The organism is Enhygromyxa salina (genome assembly GCF_002994615.1).
Taxonomy (GTDB): domain Bacteria; phylum Myxococcota_A; class Polyangia; order Nannocystales; family Nannocystaceae; genus Plesiocystis; species Plesiocystis salina_A.
This window is the reverse complement of sequence record NZ_PVNK01000177.1, coordinates 1-19,738: the sequence shown is the minus strand read 5'-3', so window position 1 is coordinate 19,738 and position 19,738 is coordinate 1. Positions and strand designations below refer to the sequence as shown.

Below are 19,738 nucleotides of genomic sequence, written 5' to 3'. Positions count from 1 at the left end.
CGAACATGAAACGGACTCAGCTCAATAAATACGGATCCTCGCTTCTGGCCTTGGCGCTGGTCGGTGCTTGCACCGATGACGTCTCTATTGGAGAGGATGACGGCGCGACAGCTGAGACCGGCGACACGGCGGGCGACGGCGACGGCGACACGACGGGAGACGGAGACGGCGACGGGGACGGAGATGGCGACGGCGACCCCGGAGACGGAGACGGTGATCCCGGCGACGGCGACGGAGACGGCGACGGGGACGGGGACGGCGATGGCGACGGAGACGGCGACGGGGATGGAGATGGAGACGGAGACGGAGACGGAGACGGCGACGGCGACCCGCTCGAAGAGATTCCGGAAGAAGAGTGGGAGCCGGTCGAGAACCCCGACGGCGTCCCGAGCCCGCTGCCGGGCGTCTATGACGACCTCGGCGCGGCCGACCCCAACGACTCCTTCCGCTCGCTGATCGGCCTCGACCTGCGCGACCGCGAGGCCCTCGAGGACTTCGTGATCGAGGTCTCGGATCCGCTCAGCGATCTGTACGGCGACTACATGAGCACGCAGGAGCTGATCGACAACCACTCGCCGCTCGAGGAGGACTTCGAGCTGCTCCAGGCGTGGCTCGAGTACGAGGGCCTGTCGGTCAACTACGTGGCCACCAACCGGATGCTGATTCAGTTCAGCGGTACGGTCGGCCAGTTCAACGAGGCCTTCAACACGACGCTGCACGTCTGCATGCGCGAGAACCCGCAGCAGGGCAACCCGCCGATCCCGGTCTACTGCGCCGGGGACTCGATGACGCTGCCGATCTTCGTCGCCGATCGTAGCCCGGGCATCGTGACCTGCGACCTCCCGGCCGAGGTCGGCAACCTGCCCAACGAGGCCGGCGAGATCATGGCCATCCCGCCCGCCAGCGCCAACAGCGGCTCGCGCCTGCACCCCGATCGCGTCGCGCGGGCCTACAACGTCGACGCGCTCTACGACATGGGCTACGACGGCAGCGGTCAGAAGATCGGCGTGGTCATGGGCGCGACCGTCCACTTCAAGTGGCTCCAGACCTTCTGGCATAGCTGGGACATCGTCCGGAGCAACCCGGAGGTCATCTACTTGATGGAGGACCCGATCACCCGCTACGTCGAGTCGCAGCTCGACAACGCGTGGTCCGGCGCGATCGCGCCGGGGGCCGAGATGATCGGCTACGAGGGGCCCGACTCGCGCAACACCTCGATGGTCTTCGTGTTCAACGAGGCCGTGACCCGGGCCCAGGACGACGGCGTCTCGGTCGTCACCACCTCGTTCGCTCACCGCGAAGACTCGGAGCCCCGGGTGGTTCGCGATCAGTACGACGATTCGGGCCTGATCGGCGCCGCGCTCGGCATCACCTTGCTCGCCGCGAGCGGCGACTCGGCCCGTCCGGACACGCCGAGCACGAGCCCGTGGGTGACCGGCGTCGGCGGCACGCGGGTTTCGCTCAACGGCCAGGGCAACCTGATCGCCGAGACGACCTGGAACGAGTCGGGCTCCGGCGTGGCCAAGTCCTTCGACATCCCGCCGTGGCAGGTCGCGGTCGCGGGGGGGATCGAAAACGGTGACCGCCGGGTCGTCGTCGACGTGTCTGCCGCAGCCTCGCCGAGCTCGCCCTACTGGGTCTACTACAACTCGGCCTGGATGCTCTATGGTGGAACGAGCTTCTCCTCGCCGGTCTGGGCAGGCATCATCGCGGTCGTGAACCAGTACCGCGCCGACAACGGCATGGCGCCAGTCGGCTTCCTCAACCAGATGCTCTATACGACGCCAGCCGTTCAGGCTACGTTCCGCGACATCACCTCCGGTGGCACCGACATGTTCGACGCCGGGCCCGGTTGGGATGTGCCGACGGGCTGGGGGGCTCCCGACGCGGCTGCGTTCGCCGCGGCGGTCCCCTCGCCCTGAGCGCGCCTGCGTTGACCCGCGCGTGGGTCCAAAGTCCCGATGGCCAACAAGCCCAGGAGCAAGACCCCCAGCGACGAGCGAGCCGCGAGCCCGCGCGAGCTGGGTGTCTTGATCCGGGCCGCGGTCATCATCGGCGCCGTGCTGCTCGTGGTCCGGCTGCTCGACGGGCTCGGCCTGGTCGCCGCGATCGACGACGGCTTGCGCGAGCGCTGGGTCTCGTCGTCCGAGTTCCTCGGCAACACCCGCGCGACCAAGTCGATGGTCATCCTCGTCGCCGCCGACAGCGAGACCACGGCGCACCCGGAGTGGGGGCCGCCGCCGTGGCCGGCTGAGCGCCTCGAGCAGCTCCTCGATGAGATCGAGCGCGCCGCCCCGGCGCCGCTGTTGGTGACGGAGGCGGGCCACACCCGGATGTTCGAGCCAGGTCCGGAGCTCGATCGGATCGTGGCCGAACGCCAGGTCCTGTTCGCGCGCAGCGACCAAGATCCGGGCTCGCCGTGGGTCGGCGCCGGGCTCGAGCGCGGCGATCTCGTCGTCGGGCCCCGCGGCCGCGCTCACGCGGTCGCCCGCCAGGCCGGCCTCGAGCCGATCGAAGACGACGGGCTGCCGGTCAACTGGTTGGTGCCAGCGTCGCGCTTGCCGGTCGTGCCCGCTCACAAGGTCACGAGCGGAGACATCCCCGAGTCGTCCTTCTCGGGTCGGATCGTGATGCTGGGCATCACCGACCCGAGCTACGAGATGTTGCTCGACACCCCGATCGGCCGGCTGAGCCCGGCCGAGATCGAGGCCCACGCGCTCACGGGCCTGGCCGACGGCGTCGTGTGGGCCGAGCTGCCACCGCGGGCGGCCTACGGCCTGTGTGCCGGCTTCGCGCTGCTCTTGTTGTGGTCCTTCGCGCGGCTTCGAGGCCGCGCGGCCACGGCCCTCGTCCTCGCGAGCACGACGCTGGTCCTGGTCCTCGACTTCGCCTGCTACTCGCGCGGGTGGGTTCGGCTTGGCTCCGGCCACGCGCTGCTGACCCTGGTCGCGGTCGGCGTGATCTACTGGGGCTACGAGGCGGTCGAGACCTTCGCGGGGCTGCGTCAGCTCCGGGCCCGGGTCCTGCGCGACGCGACCGGCGGCGCCCCGAACTCCAGCGACGAGCCCGAGGACCACGGCTTCTGGGAGGACCTCGCCGAGCTCGGCTCCGAGTACGCCCAGGAGACGATCGGCGGCGCCGCGGCGGCGACGATCATCGAGCGCGAAGAAGAGAGCTGGGCCCTGCGGGTCTGCGCGAGCGCGAGGCTCGACGGCGACAGCCACGCCTACATCGCCAAGCGCGAGGCCCTCGATCTGCGCCGCGCTCCGTTTCGGACGCCGTGGCTGACCCTGCGCGCGGGCTGGGCCGCCGACCTGGTCCCGGCCGGGCCGCGCTTCGGCAAGCGCAAGACCCTGATCGTGCCGCTCGAGGATCAGGGCGAGCTGCTCGGGCTGTGGCTCGTCCACGTCGCCGAAGACGTCGCCGTCGAGCACGAGCACATCGAGACCTTCGAGCGCCTCGGTCGGCAGATGGCCGGCGCGCTCGTGCGCCGACGCGAGCGGATCGCGCTGCGCGATCAAGCGACCAACGCTCGCTTGCGCGATCACGTTGCGACGATCGTCGGCGGCATCCGCCTGATGCGAGACGAGCACCGCTGGGCGCTCGAGCTCCTGGAGCAGCTCCCGGTTCGTGCGCTGATCGCCACGGTCTGGGGTGAGCTGGAGTTCATCGATCCGCGCCTGCGCGCCGACCTCATCCGGCGTTACCCAGGCCTGTTCTCGCCCGACACGCCCGAAGACAATTTGCGCACTGTGCTCGCGCGCTTGACCGGGCGGTCGATTGAAGATGCAAATCGCTTGATGCGCAAAGTCATCGCAGAGGAACTCGAAATCGAACTCGACGCGAAGCCGGGTATCGAGGATCCTGGTGATGACGTGTGGGTGTTGTCCAGGATTCGTAGCAAGCGAGGGATCGACCTACCGGGCTTCAAGCCTGCGGTCCACGAGCACATCTTGCTGATGGCGCGCTCTTCGGCGCCGGCGCAAAAAGTCCGGACTCGCAGCGGTGGCTGGCTACGGGTCCTCCGTGGCGGCTCCGGCGACCCATGAACGAAACCTTCGTGCTCGAGCTGCTCCCGGCTCGCGGTCTCGACCAGTCGATGCTGCTCCCGGTCCTGGTCGGGCTGATCGTCGTCTTGCTGTGCACCGAGACCTTTGGCTGGGTCTTCGCTGGCGCGGTCGTGCCCGGCTACCTGGCCTCGGTCCTGGTCATCCAGCCGGTCACTGGAGTGATCGTGATCTCCGAGTCGCTGGTGACCTTGGCGATCTCGGCGGGCCTCGCCAAGGGCCTGAGCAAGACCGACGCCTGGACCCGCTTCTTTGGTCGAGAACGCTTCTTTTTGATCCTCGTGGTCAGCCTGGTCGTGCGCATGCACGACCACGCCTGGTTCGCGCCGTGGGCGATCGGTGCGCTCGATGGCGCGCTCGGCACCCGGCTCGAGACCCAGCAAGAGTTCTACAGCATCGGCCTGGTCCTGGTCCCGCTCACGGCCAACATGCTGTGGAAGCCAGCGATCCACCGCGGGCTGCTCCAGCTCGGCGTGCAGGTCGGGATCACCTACCTCGTCGTCCGCTACGTCCTGCTGCCCCACACCAATTTGTCGCTGAGCAGCGTCGCGCTGACCTATGAGAACGTCGCGACCGACTTCGTCGGCAACGCCAAGGCCCACATCATCTTACTGACCGCGGCGTTACTGGCGGCGCAGTTCAACCTCACCTACGGCTGGGACTTCAACGGGATCCTGGTCCCCGCGCTGCTCGCGATGCTGTGGCTCACGCCGCTCAAGCTCTTGGCGACCCTGGGGGAGGCGATGATCGTCTTGTTCCTCACGCGGAGCTTCTTGGGGCTCCCGCTGATCCGTCACCTCGACTTCGAGGGCCCGCGCAAGATCGTCTTGGTGTTCTCGCTGGCGTTTTGCTGGAAGCTGGCCCTGGGCTTCTCGCTCGCGCCGATCTTCCCGGAGCTCAAGATCAGCGACACCTACGGGTTCGGCTACCTGTTGTCGAGTTTGCTCGCGGTCAAGATGCTCGGGGTCAAGAGCGTGCGCTCGGTGATGTTGCCGAGCCTCATGGCCTCGGCCGGCGGGTTCGTGCTTGGCAGCTTGGCGGGCTTCTTGCTCGAGCTCGTGGCGCCGCAGCGGCTCCCGCCAAAGGACCTGACCCAGCCCGAGAGCGCGCGCCTGACCAGCAACCCCCTGGGCGTGATGACGCTGGCGCGGATGGACTTCGAGGCCCGCAGCGACGAGCCCGAGCCGCCGACCCAGGCCGAGATCGGGCGGCTGCGGGAATTTTGGTCGGCGGCCGCGCGGCTGCAGCTGGGCGAGGGCACGATCTCGCGGATCGCAGCCCGGGTTCGGGGCGGCACTGGCTTCTTGCAGCTCGACTCGCTGCGGCGGTCCGGGGCCGGGCTCGGGCTCCAGGTCGTCGAGCTCGGGACCTACCCCGCGGGGCTCGAGACCGAGTCGGAGGGCGCGCCCCTGCGGACCTGGCTCGGGGTGGTCGCAGAGGACGCGGGCGGTCGGCGGGGCTTCGCGAGTGGGCTCTTGATCCCCGAGGCCAAGGGTCCGGTCTTGGTCGTGCCGATGCCGTGGAGCGAGGCCCCGGTCGCCGAGGCCGCCGCGATCGCCTGTCGCCGCGTCGACTGTCGGGCGGTCTTGGTCGCCGGTCACGAGCGCAGCGGCCCCGGGACCGCTGTCAGCGCGCGACCGCTCGAGATCGCGATGCAGGCCTTCGACGCCGACGTCGTGGTGTTTCGGGCCGAAGCAGACGAGGACCAAGCTGGGTTCGCGGGCAACGTGGCGCGCTCGATCGCCAAGTCCATCGAGCCCCTGGGCCAGGCGCAGCCCGAGTCCGCGGTCGCGGGCGCTCGCATCCATCAGCTCCGCGGGTACTTCGATCTCGTCGATCTGTGGCCGGACTACGAGCTCGACTGGGAGCCGCGCGAGACCGTGGTTCGGATGCCGCGGGGGACCGGCGACTTCGTGCTCCTGCGCACCACCTTGGCCCGCTACGAGGCCTTCGTCGCCGCGGGAGCCCACGAGCTCCGCGCCGGGGTCGACGGCGACAGGGGCCCAGACGAAGAGCTCGACGGGAGCGTCGACGCCGACCCGAGCAGCCGGCTCGGGACCAGCCACCTGCTCACGATCTTGACCGAGATCCACGAGGATCGTGAGCCCGCCGGGACGGCTGGGGCCAGGTACCGCTCGCCCTCGGACACCGAGCTGCTGGTGCTCGAGAAGCTCATCGTCGAGCCGCTGATGGACTGGGCCGACAGCTCGCCTCCGGGGCAGCCGCCGCCGCCCGGGATCGCCGTCCGCGCGGCCGAGCTCGACTACGAGCTCGTGGAGCTCGGGGACTGTCGCGCGGGGGAGGGCGCGTGCCTGGTCGTGCTGCGCGAGCGCTCGCTGCCGAGCACGTCCGGCTGGGGCACGCTCGTGGTTCGTCGTCAGCGGGGCTCACGACCCCACGTGGTCGAGGTCCCGCGCCCGCATCGCGAGTCGCAGACCTGGCGCGTGGGCGCGGAGCTGTGGCAGATCCTCGAGGGCCGCGCGCTGCTGATCGCGGGCGCCGACGGCTTGCCCCGCGATCCCGAGCGCGCCCGCGACAGCGAGAGCGAAGACGACCTCGGCGAGGTCGGGACCCTGGCGCCGAGCCCCGACCCCGTGCGTCCGGGCAACCTCGAGACCCCCTTCCACGCCTTCCACCAGACCATCGACCGGACCTCGGAGGTGCCCTTCGAGTTCGTGCAGCTGCGTGGGATCGCGTCCTACCGGCCGATCACCCATGACGTCATCGTCGGGATCGGCCTGCCCGCGGCCGGGACCTTGGTCGACGCGGCGTGCTGGGGCCAGATGTCGCCCGAGCTCCGGCCCCTGGTCGCGAGCTGGGACAGCTGCCAGGTCGCCGACGGGTCCGAGGATCTGTACCTCCTGTCGGGCGCTGGCACGCCGCAGCTCGAGTACAGCCGCGAGCTCGGCAACGGTCGCGGTCGGGTCCTGTGGCTCAGCGCGGGCCTCCGCGAGCGCTACGCCGCCCCGCGGACCTCGAGCGTGGGTCGGATCGGGGTCGTGCGCGGGCTCGAGCAGGCCGGGCTCACGGTCGTCACCCGCGGTGAGGTCGGGGCCATGCTCGCGCCGCTGTGGCCGCCGAGCGCGGCGCCGAGCCTCACGGGAGGGGAGCGCGTGGTGGTCGGCAAGCGCGGGCTCGAGGTCGCCGTCGGCTGGGCGGTCGGGTTCGCCGAGACCGGCAACCTCCACCTCCTGCGGGCGCTGCGTGAGCTGCGGGACGTCGCCGTCGACCTGCGCGTGACCGCGGCCGTGGGTCGTGACTTCGGCCAGCCCTTCCTGATCATCGAGTACATGAGCGGGGTCATCGGGCAGCGGGCGATCGTCAGCCTCGACCACACCCTCGACGGCCGGGTCGAGCTGTCCTACGCCGAGCTCGGCCAGACCCCGACCGAGCGCCTGCGGACCGAGGCCCTGGCTCGACCGCAGGTGATGGTGCTCGTCGACATCCCGATCGAGGGCCTGGGCCAGACGGTCGGGCCCGCGCCCGCCGTCGTCCGACCCGGGGCCAAGCGAGGGGCCGAGGAGGGGGCGCCGTGAGCGGAGACGGGCGCCTGCGCCGGCCCGCGACGAGCTCGCGGGTCCAGGTCGCTGCGCGTCTGCGCCGGCCGGCCCAGCACGGCGCCCAGCCCTGGCGGGTCGGCTTCGCCAGCGTCACGGCGGCCGCGGTCTTTGCTCTGCTGGTCGCGCTGACGCTCGCGCGGGCCGTGATCGCCGATCGCGTGGCCTCGCCGCTGGCCGAGAAACTCGCTGGCGCCGAGCGGATCGCCTACTACGTGATCCCCGAGCGCCGCGAGCTCGGCCCGAGCTTTCGCATCGGGCCCGCGGACGTCTCGCTCAAGCTCATCACCCACCTGGTCCTGCCGCCCAACTACCCGTTTCGGGCCGAGGAGGACTTCGCGTACGGTATGCGGGTGACGCTCGAGTCCCTCGACGGCGAGGTCACGTGGGAGCACGAGGTCAACATCCGTACGCGCCAGAGCAAGAGCGGTGGAGCCGGGTTCGGCTGGCGCTACGAGAACGCCTTCATCCTCGACGATCCGGCCACAGGCGAGTACCCGCGCGAGCTGACCGACGATCGGCTCACGCGGGTGCGCCTGCCCAAGGGCACCGGGGATCGTCGGGTCCGGCTGAGCTTCGTCCCGCGCGAGCCGAGCACCGGCGTCCAGGGGCTCGCGCGGGTCTACGTGCGGCGCGAGCGGGCGGTCGACGATCGCACGCTGCGCGAGCTCTCGCTGGCGCCCGAGGTCGCGGCCGAGCTCGTCGATCACCTGACCTACCGCGACTGGGAGCAGCTGACCGATGACGAGCGTCGGACCAAGCTCAGCTACGTGTGGGAGCGCCTCGCCGCCGAGGGTGACGCGGGCGACGACTACGACATTCTCAGCATCTACGAGACGGGCTTTCGCCTCCCGCGCGGCACCAAGACCGACGAGCGGCGGCTCGTCGTCGACGACGCGCGCTCGCTGGCGATCAACGTGATCGGCCCGGTCGAGCTCAGGGTCGACGTGTTTGGGCCGCCCGACCTGGTCACCAAGCTCGGGATCAAGCGCCGCGGACTCGAAGGCGAGGACGTGGCCTACCCGAGCTCGCGCGCGCGCAAGCGATCGCTCGAGGTCCCCCCTGGCGTGCACACGCTGATCTTCGAGTCGCCGATTCGGCTCGAGCTCACGGTCGAGGCCGCCGAGGCCTCGGAGCTGGGCTCGCGCGTGTGGCTGTGCGAGGCCGATCGGCCCATGCGCGTCGACGAAGACGGCAACGAGGTGCTCGAGCCCGATCTGCGCCGGATTCAGGTCGTGCGCGTCGGCGTCAACTGGCGCCTGCACCCGCGCTGGACGATCGACGGCCCCGATGACCTGGCCACGCGGATGTTCCGCTTCGATGTTCGCGTCGTCCACCCGCTGGCGTCGAGCTGGTGGCCGAAGCGGGCGCTCGGGCCCGCGCTCGGGCCCAAGCCGAAGCTCGATCTGTGCTTCCTCGACGCCGCGGGTGAGGAGCTCAGCTGCACGCCCTGGCCGGGTCAGGCCACGCGTCAGTCACGGTTTGAAGCGCTGCGCCTCGGCGACGAGGACGAGCTCGGCACGACCCCCCACGCTGACACGCGCTGGTACATGGTCTCGGAGCCCCAGACCATGCGGGTCGTCGTCCCCGAGGAGGCGGAGCAGATCGAGCTCCGGGCCGCGCCCGATGCCGGAGACCAGCGCCTGATCGTGCGTGGCTATGGCTACTGGCCGGAGGTCGAGACCGTGATCGGCCTGCCGTTTCGCGACCATGGATCCGAGCTGATGCGCTGGCGCTACCCGCCCCTCGACACCCGGACCTGGTTCCCGCTGCGGCCGGCCAACTACGACGAGCTCCAAGACGACAAGGCGATCGCGGACTTGCTCGCGCAGGTCCGGCTCCAGCCGCGGGGCAGCGGAGGCCGGGACTCGCGCTGGTCGCGGGGCGACCCCGACATCGACGACCGCCTGGCCAACGAGCTCGCGGGGGACGACGGCTGGGATCCCGGGCCCTGGGTCACCCTCGAGCCGCGCGGGGTCCATCGCCGCCGCTCGATCCTCGAGGAGCTCGACGACGAGGCCGCCCGGCGCCTCGCCGACCGCTGGGATCCGAGCTTGTTCACCGAGCTGCGTCCAAATCGAACCCTGACGATAAATTTTGCCGCCACCGGTCCTAGTGCCCCACAGCTGCACTGGCAGGTCGCACCGCGTACGCTGGGCAATAGCGTGAAGCTCTCGATCGACAACCAGGAGTACGAGCACCTCGTGGCCGAGACGCGCGGGCGCTGGCGGCTGCCCGTCACGGAGGGCCGGCGCCGGGTCGAGTTCGAATTCGAGGCCAAGAACCACGAGTACGAGATGTGGATCAACCGCCCGGTCATGGTTGCGAGCCCGCCGGTCTCGCGTCGCCGAGTCGTCCACGAGCTGACCAACACCTTGGTGTTTCCGCTGATCAAGCGCAACGAGGCGGCGCTGACGGTCAACGTGGTCGTCTATGTCCTGCGTCGGCGCGAGCGGGTCGAGCTGGCGCTGAGCATCGACGGCGGACACCCGAAGCGGCGGACCGGGGTCCCGATCGAGCACCTGAGCAAGGTCGATCGGACCTACACGATCGACGCCGACGGGGCCTACGACGAGCAAGATCGCCCGGTCGATCCCCGGGTCCCGATCCGCTTCGTCGATCTCGAGGGCAACAACACGCTGCCGCTCGAGGCCGTGACCGTGCAGGTGACCCTCGGTGAGGACATCGTCCCGGGGGCCCACGAGGTCCGGCTCGAGCTGCTCGACGGCGGCCGCGTGTGGGCGCGGGCCTTTCACCGCGGGGTCGCCGATCGCAGCAAGTCAGCCACGAGCTTCACCGAGTCGACGAAGGGCTCGGACGATGTCGGTGTTGGCTTCGATGTCGGGGGCGAGGTCGAGCCATGACCGACTCAGGCTCACGCCCGACCAAGTCGGGCTTGGCGCCAGCTCTGGGCGCGGCGCTGGTCCTCGGGCTCGCGGCCTGCTCGGAGGGGTGCACCCACGAGCTCCCGGTCAGCGATCCACTCGCGGAGAGCCAGCGGATGACCCTCGAGCACGTCAACGATCTGCTCTGGCCTCGCGCCGAAGACAACTGGCAGCCGCTGTCGGAGGGCCAGCTGCTCGGGCTCGAGAAGCTCATCACGCTGCTCCTGCACCGGGCCGAGGCGGGCGACATGTCGGCCGTGGATCTGCGTCGCGCGCACACCTACGCCGCCCTGGTCGGGGTCGAGCTGCGCACGATCGAGCTCGAACTCGACGGTCGGTCCGAGCGCTTTTGGGCCCTGACCGAGCCCGCCGACGATCGCCGCGGGCGGGGCTCGTACCTCATTCGCGTCGGGTCGCTCAGCCCGCCCGCTGGCGAGCGCCGGCCCCGACGGGTCGAGCACCTGTTGCAGGCGCCGCACAGCCGGTTCGACAAGTACAGCGGCAAGATCGCGCTGACGCTCTTCCTCGAGCGCGAGGTCGGGGTCCAGCCTCCGCGGGCGCTGTTCGTCAACACCGTCCACCGCCATCGCCAGGTCGACGGCAGCCGTGTCCGGCGGGCCGACAACCCGGCCGACGCGGCCCATCAGTTCGACCATCCGATCGCGCGGGCGACCGCCGCGGCCCTGCGCAAGCATCCGCTCGTGCTCGTTCAGCTCCACGGCTTCGAGCGGATCGCCGAGTCTGGCGATCCCGACGTGATCGTGTCGTCGGGCATCGAGAGCCCGCGGCCGGCGAGCGCAGGGGTCCTCCGCCGCCTCCGGGTCGCGCTGCCCGAGTTCCCCATGGGTCACTACGGCGTCGACACCGATCGCCTGGGGGCGCTGAGCAACGTTCAGGGTCAGGCGGCCAGAGATGCGCGGCGTTGCTTCGTTCACATCGAGACCTCCGAGTCGGTCCGCCAGGCGCTGCGGACCGATCGCGGGGCCCGACGGCGGTTCTCGGCGGCGGTCTTCGGTGGCGACGCGGGGGAGTTCCGCGGTGGCTGCAAGTGAGCGCGCGCTCGGGCTGATCGGCCTGCTGGTGATCGCGCTGATCGTCGCGCTCGGGGGTCGGCCGGTCCACGCCGGGCCGCCGCTGGTCGACCCGCGGGCGCCGGGCTGCGGGCCCGAAGATCCCGACATCGCGTCGCGCGCGCGGGCCCTGGTCAAGGCGGACGACGAGCCCGCGCAGCCGCGACCTTCGCGGGCGCGGATGCGCCTGATCTGGACCCCGGCGAGCGTCGCGTGGCCGCTCGCGCCAGTCGGAGCCGCCGACGGTGACTACGAGGCCCTCGCGGCTGTGCTCGACGAGCGCGAGGCGATGCTCGACGGCCGGGTCAAGGCGCCGTCCGTCCGCGGGCCCGTCGCGCTCGACTCGGACCAGGCCGCGGGTGTGTGGATCGCGTCGCTCGAGACCATCCGCGTCCGCCAGATCGGCCCCGAGGTCCCGCTGCGCTTCATCCGTGGCGTCGACGCCAACGCGGTGGTCGTCGAGCCCGGCCGCGCGCTGGCGCCCGAGCTCGGCGAAGGCCGCAGCTGGGAGCTGCATCAGCCCCCGAGCAGCGGCGCCCTGTGGTCGATCGAGGCCGACGCGCCGACGAAGGTGATCGTCGAGCGCGTCGAACCCCGACCACCGCGCTACGTCTCGGTCGAGGTCGAGCAAGAGGTCCTCGACTGGATCACCGACGACGAGTCGGTCGGGGGCAAAGGTGCAGGCCCGCTCCCGCTCGAGCCGACCGACGAGGTCGGTCACGAGCTTCGACTTCACGCCGCGCTCGCCGACGAGCTGCTCGCGCTTCGCGGCGGCGACCGCAAGCTCGCCAAGGCCGTCGAGGCCTGGCGGATGCTCGCGGCGATCAACGAGCTCGATCGCTCGCGTCCGGCCGTGCGGCCCTACTACGTCCGCGACCGCCCGAGTCAGCGGCCCGTGCCGCTCAAAGACACCAAGGATCTACGCCTCGATGTTCCCGACAGCCGCGACTATCGCCTGCTCCAGCCTGGTCGGCGGACGATCGCTCGCACGGGGCCCGGGCAGCTGCGGATCGCGGCGCGGACCTGGGCGCCGGTCGGCGCCGAGCTCAAAGCCGCCGAGCTGCGGGTCTACGCGGGCGGCCAGGTCATCGAGCGCCTGCCGCTGAGCGACCGCGCCGCGAAGCACAGCTCCGATCCCGACACCGCGCTGCCGAAGCTCGAGCCGCTGCTGACCGAGGACGGCGAGGCCGTCGGCGAGTTCGCGCACACGACGATCGTGCTCGCGCCGGGTCGCCGCGACTACGAGGTCGAGCTCGTCGGCGGCCCGGCGCTGCTCTCGATCGAGGGCGCGCGCCGGATCGAGGCCTCGCTCCTGTCGCTGAAGGGGCGGACGCCGACCAAGCGCGCGCGGGCGGCCGAGGGCGCGCTGGCCAAGTCCAACGCGCCCGCGCGCGCGTGGCTCGAGCTGCTGCTCGCCCGCGAGACCGCGAGCCCCTTGCCGATGACCAGCGAAGATCCGCGCTTTGACGCGCTCGCGGATCACAGCCCCTTGCTCGCCGCGGCGGCCCTCGCCTACGCGGCCGCCGCCCAGGAGCTCGACGATGACGCGGTCGATCGCGCCGTCGATCGGGTCCAGCCCTTGCTGGCGACGCTGGCCCGCGATCCCGATCTCGACCCGGAGGTCCGCGGGCAGCTGCGGACGCGGTGGTTGACCCTGATCGCCGCGCACGGTCGACCGGAGCGCGCCTCGGCCCTGGTCGAGCAGGTCGCTGGGGGCGCAGACCCCATCTCGGAGCTGCCGGTCGACGGCCTGCGCCTGCTCGCCGAGCTCCTCGGACCGACGGTCGAGGTCGTGCGCAGCCCGGCCCTGGCCGTGCTCGAGCTCGCCCGGACTCGGGCGCCGGCCGACGAGGCCCTGCGCGAGCAGACCCTGCGCCTGTGGAGCGTGGCCTCGCGCTGGTCGCGGCGGCGGCCGGTGCCGAGCGAGGCGTCCGATCAGCTGCTGCGGCCCGTGGGCGAGTGGCTGGTGCCCCGGGTGGTGGTGCCCGCGGCCGAGCGTGAGCTCAGCGAGACCTGGCTGCGGCTCGAGCCCGGACAGGCCGTCGGCGTGCGCGTCGAGCTTCGCGCCGACGCGGTCCGGCGGACGCTGGAGCCCGAGGCTGGCGAGGGGCAGGGCGCGAGCCATGACCGCATGCGCCTGGCCAACATCCACGTGTCGACGCCGCTGGGGGATCCCGAGCCGGCCCTGATCCAGATCGACGGTCAGCGCTGGTGGAGCCCGCAGCTGTTCGGCGTCCAGCGTCACCGCCTGGCCGTGTCCGAGGGCGACCACGAGATCATGGTCTGGGGCCCACCCGGGACCGTGGCGTGGACGGACCTGCGCCCGCTCGAGCGCCAGAAACTCCAGCCTGACGACGTCGGTCGGCGCGAGCAGATGTGGCCGCTGCCGCGCTCGACCTGGTACCTGCCGGGCCCCGCGGTCCCGGGCATCGTGCGCCTCGAGCTGCGCTGGCCCGAGGACATCGAGCCGCGCCCGACTCGGATCACGATGCACCAGCACGGTGACCACCCGCCCGGCGCGACGCCAGCACCCAAGACCGTGGTCTTCGATCCTCGCACACCCGAGGCGGCGCGCGCCGAGGGACCGCTCCCGACCGGGGTCGAGATCATGACCATCGACGACGAAGCGGTCCCGGTCGCGGGGACCTCGTGGGTGTCCCCGCGCCACGACGTCAACCTCGCGATCGCGGCGTCGACGGACAGGCTGAGCTTCGAGGTCGAGGGCGGGGCCGAGATCGCGGCTTCGCTCTCGCTGCGTCGTGGGTTGCGTCCGGGCGAGCGCCGCGACGTCGTCATCTCCGCCGACGAGCCCGAGCCCGAGCTCGAGCTCGACGATCTGTTTGGCGACCTCTCGACCCTCGACGGCGAAGGCATGCTCGACGAGATCGGCGACCTCAGCCGCGTGCTGTTGGTCGCGCCCGACGACCTCGACCGTCGCGCTCGTCGGGCCGCCTTGTTGTTGATGCTCGGCGAGACCGGCCACGCCCGCGCCGACCTCCTGAGGCTGTCGGCGTGGGCCGGGCACGAGGGCACGCGGGGCCGCGCCGAGCTGCTGCTCGCGGAGCTCGAGCGCCGCTTCAACGCCCTGATCGAGCCGCGCGAGATCGTCGTGACCGACCCCCAACGGACCGACAGCGCGGTCCTCGTCGAGCCCGCGCTGTCGGCCTATGTCGAGATGGATCGCGTGCTCATCGATCCGTGGCTCGAGCTGTGGGCGCGGGCCCGGGCCACGCCCAGCGACGAGACCCTCGCCGAGCTCGACCGCGAGCTCGCGCGGCTCCACGACGAGCTTCGCGGCGCCAAGCTCGACGGCGACAAGCGCCGCATCACCCGCTCCTTGCGGGTCGGGGAGCTGACCCGGGCCCACCTCCTGAGCGTCGATCCGAGCCAGGCCCGGACGGCCGGACGCGCGTGGCTCGAGCTCTATGGCCGCATGGACGGCGGCCCCGGAGCCGTCCGTGATCCGATCGCGGTCGGGCTCGCAGCGGTCGCGCCGCTCCTCACACACCTCGACGATCCGGCCAGCGACGCCCGCGACGCCGGGCTCGCCTTTGGCCTCGCCCGCGAGCTCGAGCCCAGCTACGGCCACACGAGCGTGCGGCGGCTGGCCTTCATCGCGGCCATGCGCAGCGACTGGAACACCCTCCAGCACAGCGAAGACAACGCCGGGTTCGAACGCCTCGAGCTGCCCGTGTCCGAGCTCGAGCCGAGCCCCTCGGCCCGCATCCGCGAGGCCCTGCTCGTCGCGCCGTGGCCGGCCAGGGAGGCCGAGCAGCTGCTCCCGGGCCGCAAGGGCGTGCTCAACTGGGACGCCGTGCCCGGGACCGTGACGGCGCAGCTGTGGTGCCGCGCCGAGCGACCCGACCGGGCCCCGAACAGCAAGGCCCTGTCCCTCGATCCCGACAACCTCGGCCGCGCGCGCCTGATCGTGCGTGTGCGCAGCAGCGGCCGCGACCCGGTCGAGCGTCGCGTCGAGCTGCGCGACGCGGAGCTCGGCGAGGTCGTGCTGCCGATCGAACGCAAGGGCCGCCACCGCCTCGAGGTCGCGCTCGCCGCGGATCCGATCTGGCAGTGTTCCTGGCGCACGCAGACCGCAGCGCTCGACGTGGCGCCCGAGGACGCGGAGCTGGTCGAGGCTCACCGACGCGCGCACTGGTCGACCGCCGAGTCGGGCAAGGCCGTCGAGTTCGTGGTCCTCGGCCCCGCGAGCCTCCACGTCGAGAGCCGGGGAATTGCCACCTCCGACGCCCAGGGGCGGCCCACAGCGTTGATCGCCGACGTCAAGAGGGTGGTCTCGGGTCGCTCGTCCGGCGTCCCTGAGCCCGGCCAGGGCCACCTGGCGCTCGATGACGAGGCTGAGCGGGCGGTGATCACCGAGCGGCGCCGACGCTTCGAGGTCGCCCACGCCAACGGACACACGCTGCTGCTGACCGAGGCGGTGCCCTATCGGGTTCGCCTGCGCACCGATCGCGGCCGCGCCCTGATCCGGGCCCGAGTTCGTCGTGATCGCGGCGATGTTGCGCCACCCGCGCGAGTGTCGATCCGCGAGCTCGATCCGCGCGAGCCCGTGGTCTACCCCGAGACCTTCGACTGGCGCAGCGTCGGCCCGGCCACCCCGGTCGTCGCGCGCGATCGGATCAAGCCGATCTGCAATCGGATCGGGAGCCTCGACGCGCGCGTGACCGTTGGCTTCGACGACATCGGCAACGCCGACGACTTCCTGCCGCGGCTCGGGATGGACGCGCGGATCGGCTGGCGGCGCGAGCTGATCGAGGATCGCCTGTGGCTGATGATCGCCGGGCAGATCGCGCTGCGGGACAAGAGCCCGGTCGCCGCTGGTGGGATCTTGGGCATCGGCGCGCGCGTGGACGGCATCGGCGCGCGCCTCGGCGCGACCCTCGACGTGCTCTCACACAGCTTCCTGGGTCGGCCCGAGACCAGCGTGCGGCTCTACGGCTTCGTCGATCGGCCGATCTGGCTCGGCCGCTTCATTCAGCTGCGCCCAGGTCTGACCGCGGGCTTGCGCTGGCAGTCGCTGAACAGCAGGCGCGTGGCCATGGCCACCGGCTCGCTCGAGCCGCACCCGCGCGTGTACCTGTCTTACCTCGAGAACCACCCCGTGCTGCTCCAGCCCGAGCTCGAGCTGCGCACCTATCCCTTTCAGGACATGGCGGTCTGGGCCCAGGCCTCGATGATGCCCAACCTCAACCTCGACCCCCAGCCGATCGATCACGTCGACGTCGAGATCGGCCTCGACGGCATCGGTCGTCGGCCCCGCCCGTGGCTGCCGACCTGGGGCCTGAGCTATCAGCTGTCCACGCGTCTCGCGGACGCCCATCGATCGGCGATGGTTTTGCGTCACCGGGTCGAGGCCGACGTCGGCGTGGCGGTCTGGGCCCGGGACACGGCGCGCGTGATGCTCGGGTTGACCAACCAGCTGTATCTATCCAACGCGGCCAGCCCGATCCGCGACGTGATCCAGCTGTGGATACGCGTAGACGCGACCTTTGGCCGGCGCATGCGTGACTACGGTCCCGGCGAGCTGTGGTTCAGTGAGCCCTGGGCGCCCCGGGCTTGGGGGGACTCCGAGCAGCAGGCTCCATCCACGCAGGGGCGCATTCCCCGGGGATCAAGCCCGCGCTAGCGCAGGGACGATCGCCGATGCTCGGCTAAGCTCTGCATCCGCCACGACATGGCACCGCATCGCTCAGGCAATTTCGTTCGCACGCCGCCGCCCTCGGCCGTGCGCTTGATCGTGTCGCTGATCGAGCAGGTCCTGCCGCCGCTCCAGGCTCGAGTTCGTCGCGACCGGCTCGAGGCGCTCGGCGCTCGGATCGCCGAGCTCACGGATCCGCGCGAGTTCGCTGGCGAAGATCGTCAGGGCCTGCGCCTCGGCAGCCTCGCCGTGCTGACGATCCGCGTGGTTGGCCTGCTCCAGATCGAGCTCGCCGAGCTCGAGCGCCGGATCGCCGCGCACGTCGAGGCCTACGCCCGGGCCAAGACCGACGACGCCCGGCGCAACCGCCTCGAGCTGATGATCGACGAGACCGCGCCCGACGCCCGCAGCGCCCGGGCCGACCGCCAGGCGCTCAACCGCCACCTCGACCTCGACGCGCTGCGCGAGCGCTTCGACGAGCGCCGCGAGCAGCTGGTCGTGTCGATCGAGCTCGGCATCATCCTCATCGGTCCGGCGATCGAGCGCGCGCTGATCACCGAGAACTGGGACGCGAGCTCCTCCTTTGTCCATGACCCCTCGCTCGGCTTGCACAGCGAGGTCCGCACGGTCCTCGACCAGGTCGAGCCCGCGACCTTTTTGCTGGAGCAGCTCGGCCTGCTGCGGCGCTGGCCGACGCGCCTGGCCTGCATCGAGAGCCTCGAGCTCGCGCTGACCTGCCTCGGGCTGCCGATCATGCCCCCGGCCGGGGGCGGCCACCGCAGCGAGCCCGAGCGCGCGATCACGAATCTGCGCGAGGGCCTGCTCGCCGCGGCCAACGACCGCAGCGATCACGAGTGGGTCCAGGCCCGGGCGATCTCCTGCCTCCGGCGGGTCGACGTCGAGGCCAGCCGTGAGTGCGCGCGCGAGCGCCTCGGGCTCGACGCGACCACGGCCCCCGACTGGGGTCCGCGCGAGTTCTTGGTTCGCGGGCTGGTCATCGACCAGCTCGCCGCGCGGCTCGACGACCCCGTCGACGCGGAGATCCTGGCCCGGGCGATCGAGCGCAGTGATCCGAGCGAGTTCGTCCGCATCGCCCACGCCAAGACCCTCGCGGTCTACGCGGTCGAGCGGCCCGACGCGTTCGTGCGCTTCGCCCGGATGCTGACCCGGACGCCCAAGGCCGACGAGGGCGAGCCCGAGGGCCCGCGGGTCCACGCGCGCGCGTGCCTGGCCATGGTCGCGGGCCTGCGCGGGGCGAGCGACACCCGCGCGGGCGAGAAGGTCGCCGAGGTCGTGGTCGAGCGCCTCGCCGCGACGATCGTTGGTGTCGAGCATGTCCTGGTCGCGCGCATCGCCTGCGAGCAAGCCGCGCTGACCTGCGAGCTGATCGCGGACGCGCCGGGTCTGTCGCGCGAGCTCGAGCGCCACGCCGCCGCCCTCGTCGAGGCGCTCCACACTTGCCTGCGCGACGACAGCCGCAGCGCGGCGATCCACGAGGCCGCCGCGCTCGCGATCGAGCAGATCGACGCGGCCTTGCGGCGCGAGCGAGCGGCGTGGACCGAGGCCCTGCGCGAGGCCGTCGCCCGGGTGCCCTCGGGCGGCGAGCGTCGCGTCCCGCTGCCCGTTCACGAAGGTGCGCGGCCGAGCCAGGCCGAGCTCGCCCGGATCCTGCCCGTGCTCACGCGCAACGACTGGGGCCTCGACGTCGACGAGCGTCGCGGGCGCTTGGTCCTGCGTCGCGGCGATCACCGGGTCTTGCGTCTGTGGCGGGTGCTCCACGAGCTCCGCCACCCGGCGGGCAACAAGCGCCAGGCCTTTCTCCACTCGACCGGACGTCGCTACGTCGGCAGGCTGCGCGCCCACCCAGGTCGCCTCGACGAGGTCACCGCGACCGTGGTCCCGGGCGAGCGCCTCCACCTCGACGCCGAGGGCGGCTGGGGTCGCCACTTGCCGCTGGTCGATGATCTGCTCGGGCTGCGCTGGCTGGGCGGCCGGCGCCGCGAGCAGCCCGTCGAGCTCGGCTCGAGCCACGGCGTGACCAGCCTGCGCCTGACCGGCAGCTTCACCCGTCGGCTGTACTCTCGCTGGCGGCTCAACTTTCGCTACGCCGAGCTCTCGGAGCTGCGTCGGCGGGCGCTGATGGCCGATGAGCCGAGCGAGCGCCGTCGCTACGCCGACGAGCTCCGCGAGCGCTACGGGGTCACGCTCGAGTTTCGTCCGCACGCGCCCGTGTTCAGCGAGCGCCCGGTGCCCGCGCGTCTGCGCGCGCTGTTCCCCGACGCCGTCGTCCGGGGCGAGTCGGCGCCCACCGACGCCGACGCCGAGGCCCAAGTCGGGGCTGACAAGGAGGCGAGCGCGAGCCCGACCAACGCCGCGCTCGCCCGGCTCGGCGATCACGAAGGTCTGGACGCCATACATGCCCGCGGCCCCGAGCAGGAGCCCCAGCACGAGCCCGCCAGCGCCCTGTTTGCCGGTCGAGGACGAAGCGCTCACTGGTCGCGGG

At 71.6% G+C, this 19,738-nt stretch carries 6 protein-coding genes and 1 pseudogene; all 7 read left to right on the top strand.

All coding sequences use genetic code 11. The features are described from left to right. Positions 1–5 precede the first annotated feature (5 nt). Positions 6–1,922 (top strand): S53 family peptidase, encoded by a 1,917-nt coding sequence (locus ENSA5_RS20525; RefSeq protein ID WP_106393373.1) that lies wholly within the window; start codon positions 6–8, stop codon positions 1,920–1,922. Between the two features lie 39 nt (positions 1,923–1,961). Continuing rightward, entirely contained in the window at positions 1,962–4,049 is a 2,088-nt protein-coding gene (locus ENSA5_RS20520; protein WP_106393372.1) for a CHASE2 domain-containing protein, read from the top strand. Further along, a complete protein-coding gene (locus ENSA5_RS20515; RefSeq protein ID WP_106393371.1) occupies positions 4,046–7,603 on the top strand; it encodes a poly-gamma-glutamate biosynthesis protein PgsC/CapC in 3,558 nt (1,185 codons plus the stop codon). The genes ENSA5_RS20520 and ENSA5_RS20515 overlap by 4 nt, the downstream gene beginning before the upstream one ends. After that, positions 7,600–10,488, top strand: coding sequence for a hypothetical protein (locus ENSA5_RS20510; protein ID WP_106393370.1), 2,889 nt, complete (start codon positions 7,600–7,602; stop codon positions 10,486–10,488). Before ENSA5_RS20515 ends, ENSA5_RS20510 begins: the two co-directional genes overlap by 4 nt. After that, entirely contained in the window at positions 10,485–11,561 is a 1,077-nt protein-coding gene (locus ENSA5_RS20505) for a hypothetical protein (protein WP_106393369.1), read from the top strand. The genes ENSA5_RS20510 and ENSA5_RS20505 overlap by 4 nt, the downstream gene beginning before the upstream one ends. Then, positions 11,548–17,223, top strand: coding sequence for a hypothetical protein (locus ENSA5_RS20500; RefSeq protein WP_106393368.1), 5,676 nt, complete (start codon positions 11,548–11,550; stop codon positions 17,221–17,223). Before ENSA5_RS20505 ends, ENSA5_RS20500 begins: the two co-directional genes overlap by 14 nt. Positions 17,224–17,271: 48 nt before the next feature. Then, positions 17,272–19,738, top strand: a pseudogene (locus ENSA5_RS20495) (hypothetical protein); the annotation flags it as partial.

What these genes read in the sequence shown, in the direction of transcription:
- ENSA5_RS20505 (WP_106393369.1), top strand. Translation starts at nt 10,485, where the DNA reads ATGACCGACTCAGGCTCACGCCCGACCAAGTCGGGCTTGGCGCCAGCT.
- ENSA5_RS20520 (WP_106393372.1), top strand. Translation starts at nt 1,962, where the DNA reads ATGGCCAACAAGCCCAGGAGCAAGACCCCCAGCGACGAGCGAGCCGCG.
- ENSA5_RS20515 (WP_106393371.1), top strand. Translation starts at nt 4,046, where the DNA reads ATGAACGAAACCTTCGTGCTCGAGCTGCTCCCGGCTCGCGGTCTCGAC.
- ENSA5_RS20525 (WP_106393373.1), top strand. Translation starts at nt 6, where the DNA reads ATGAAACGGACTCAGCTCAATAAATACGGATCCTCGCTTCTGGCCTTG.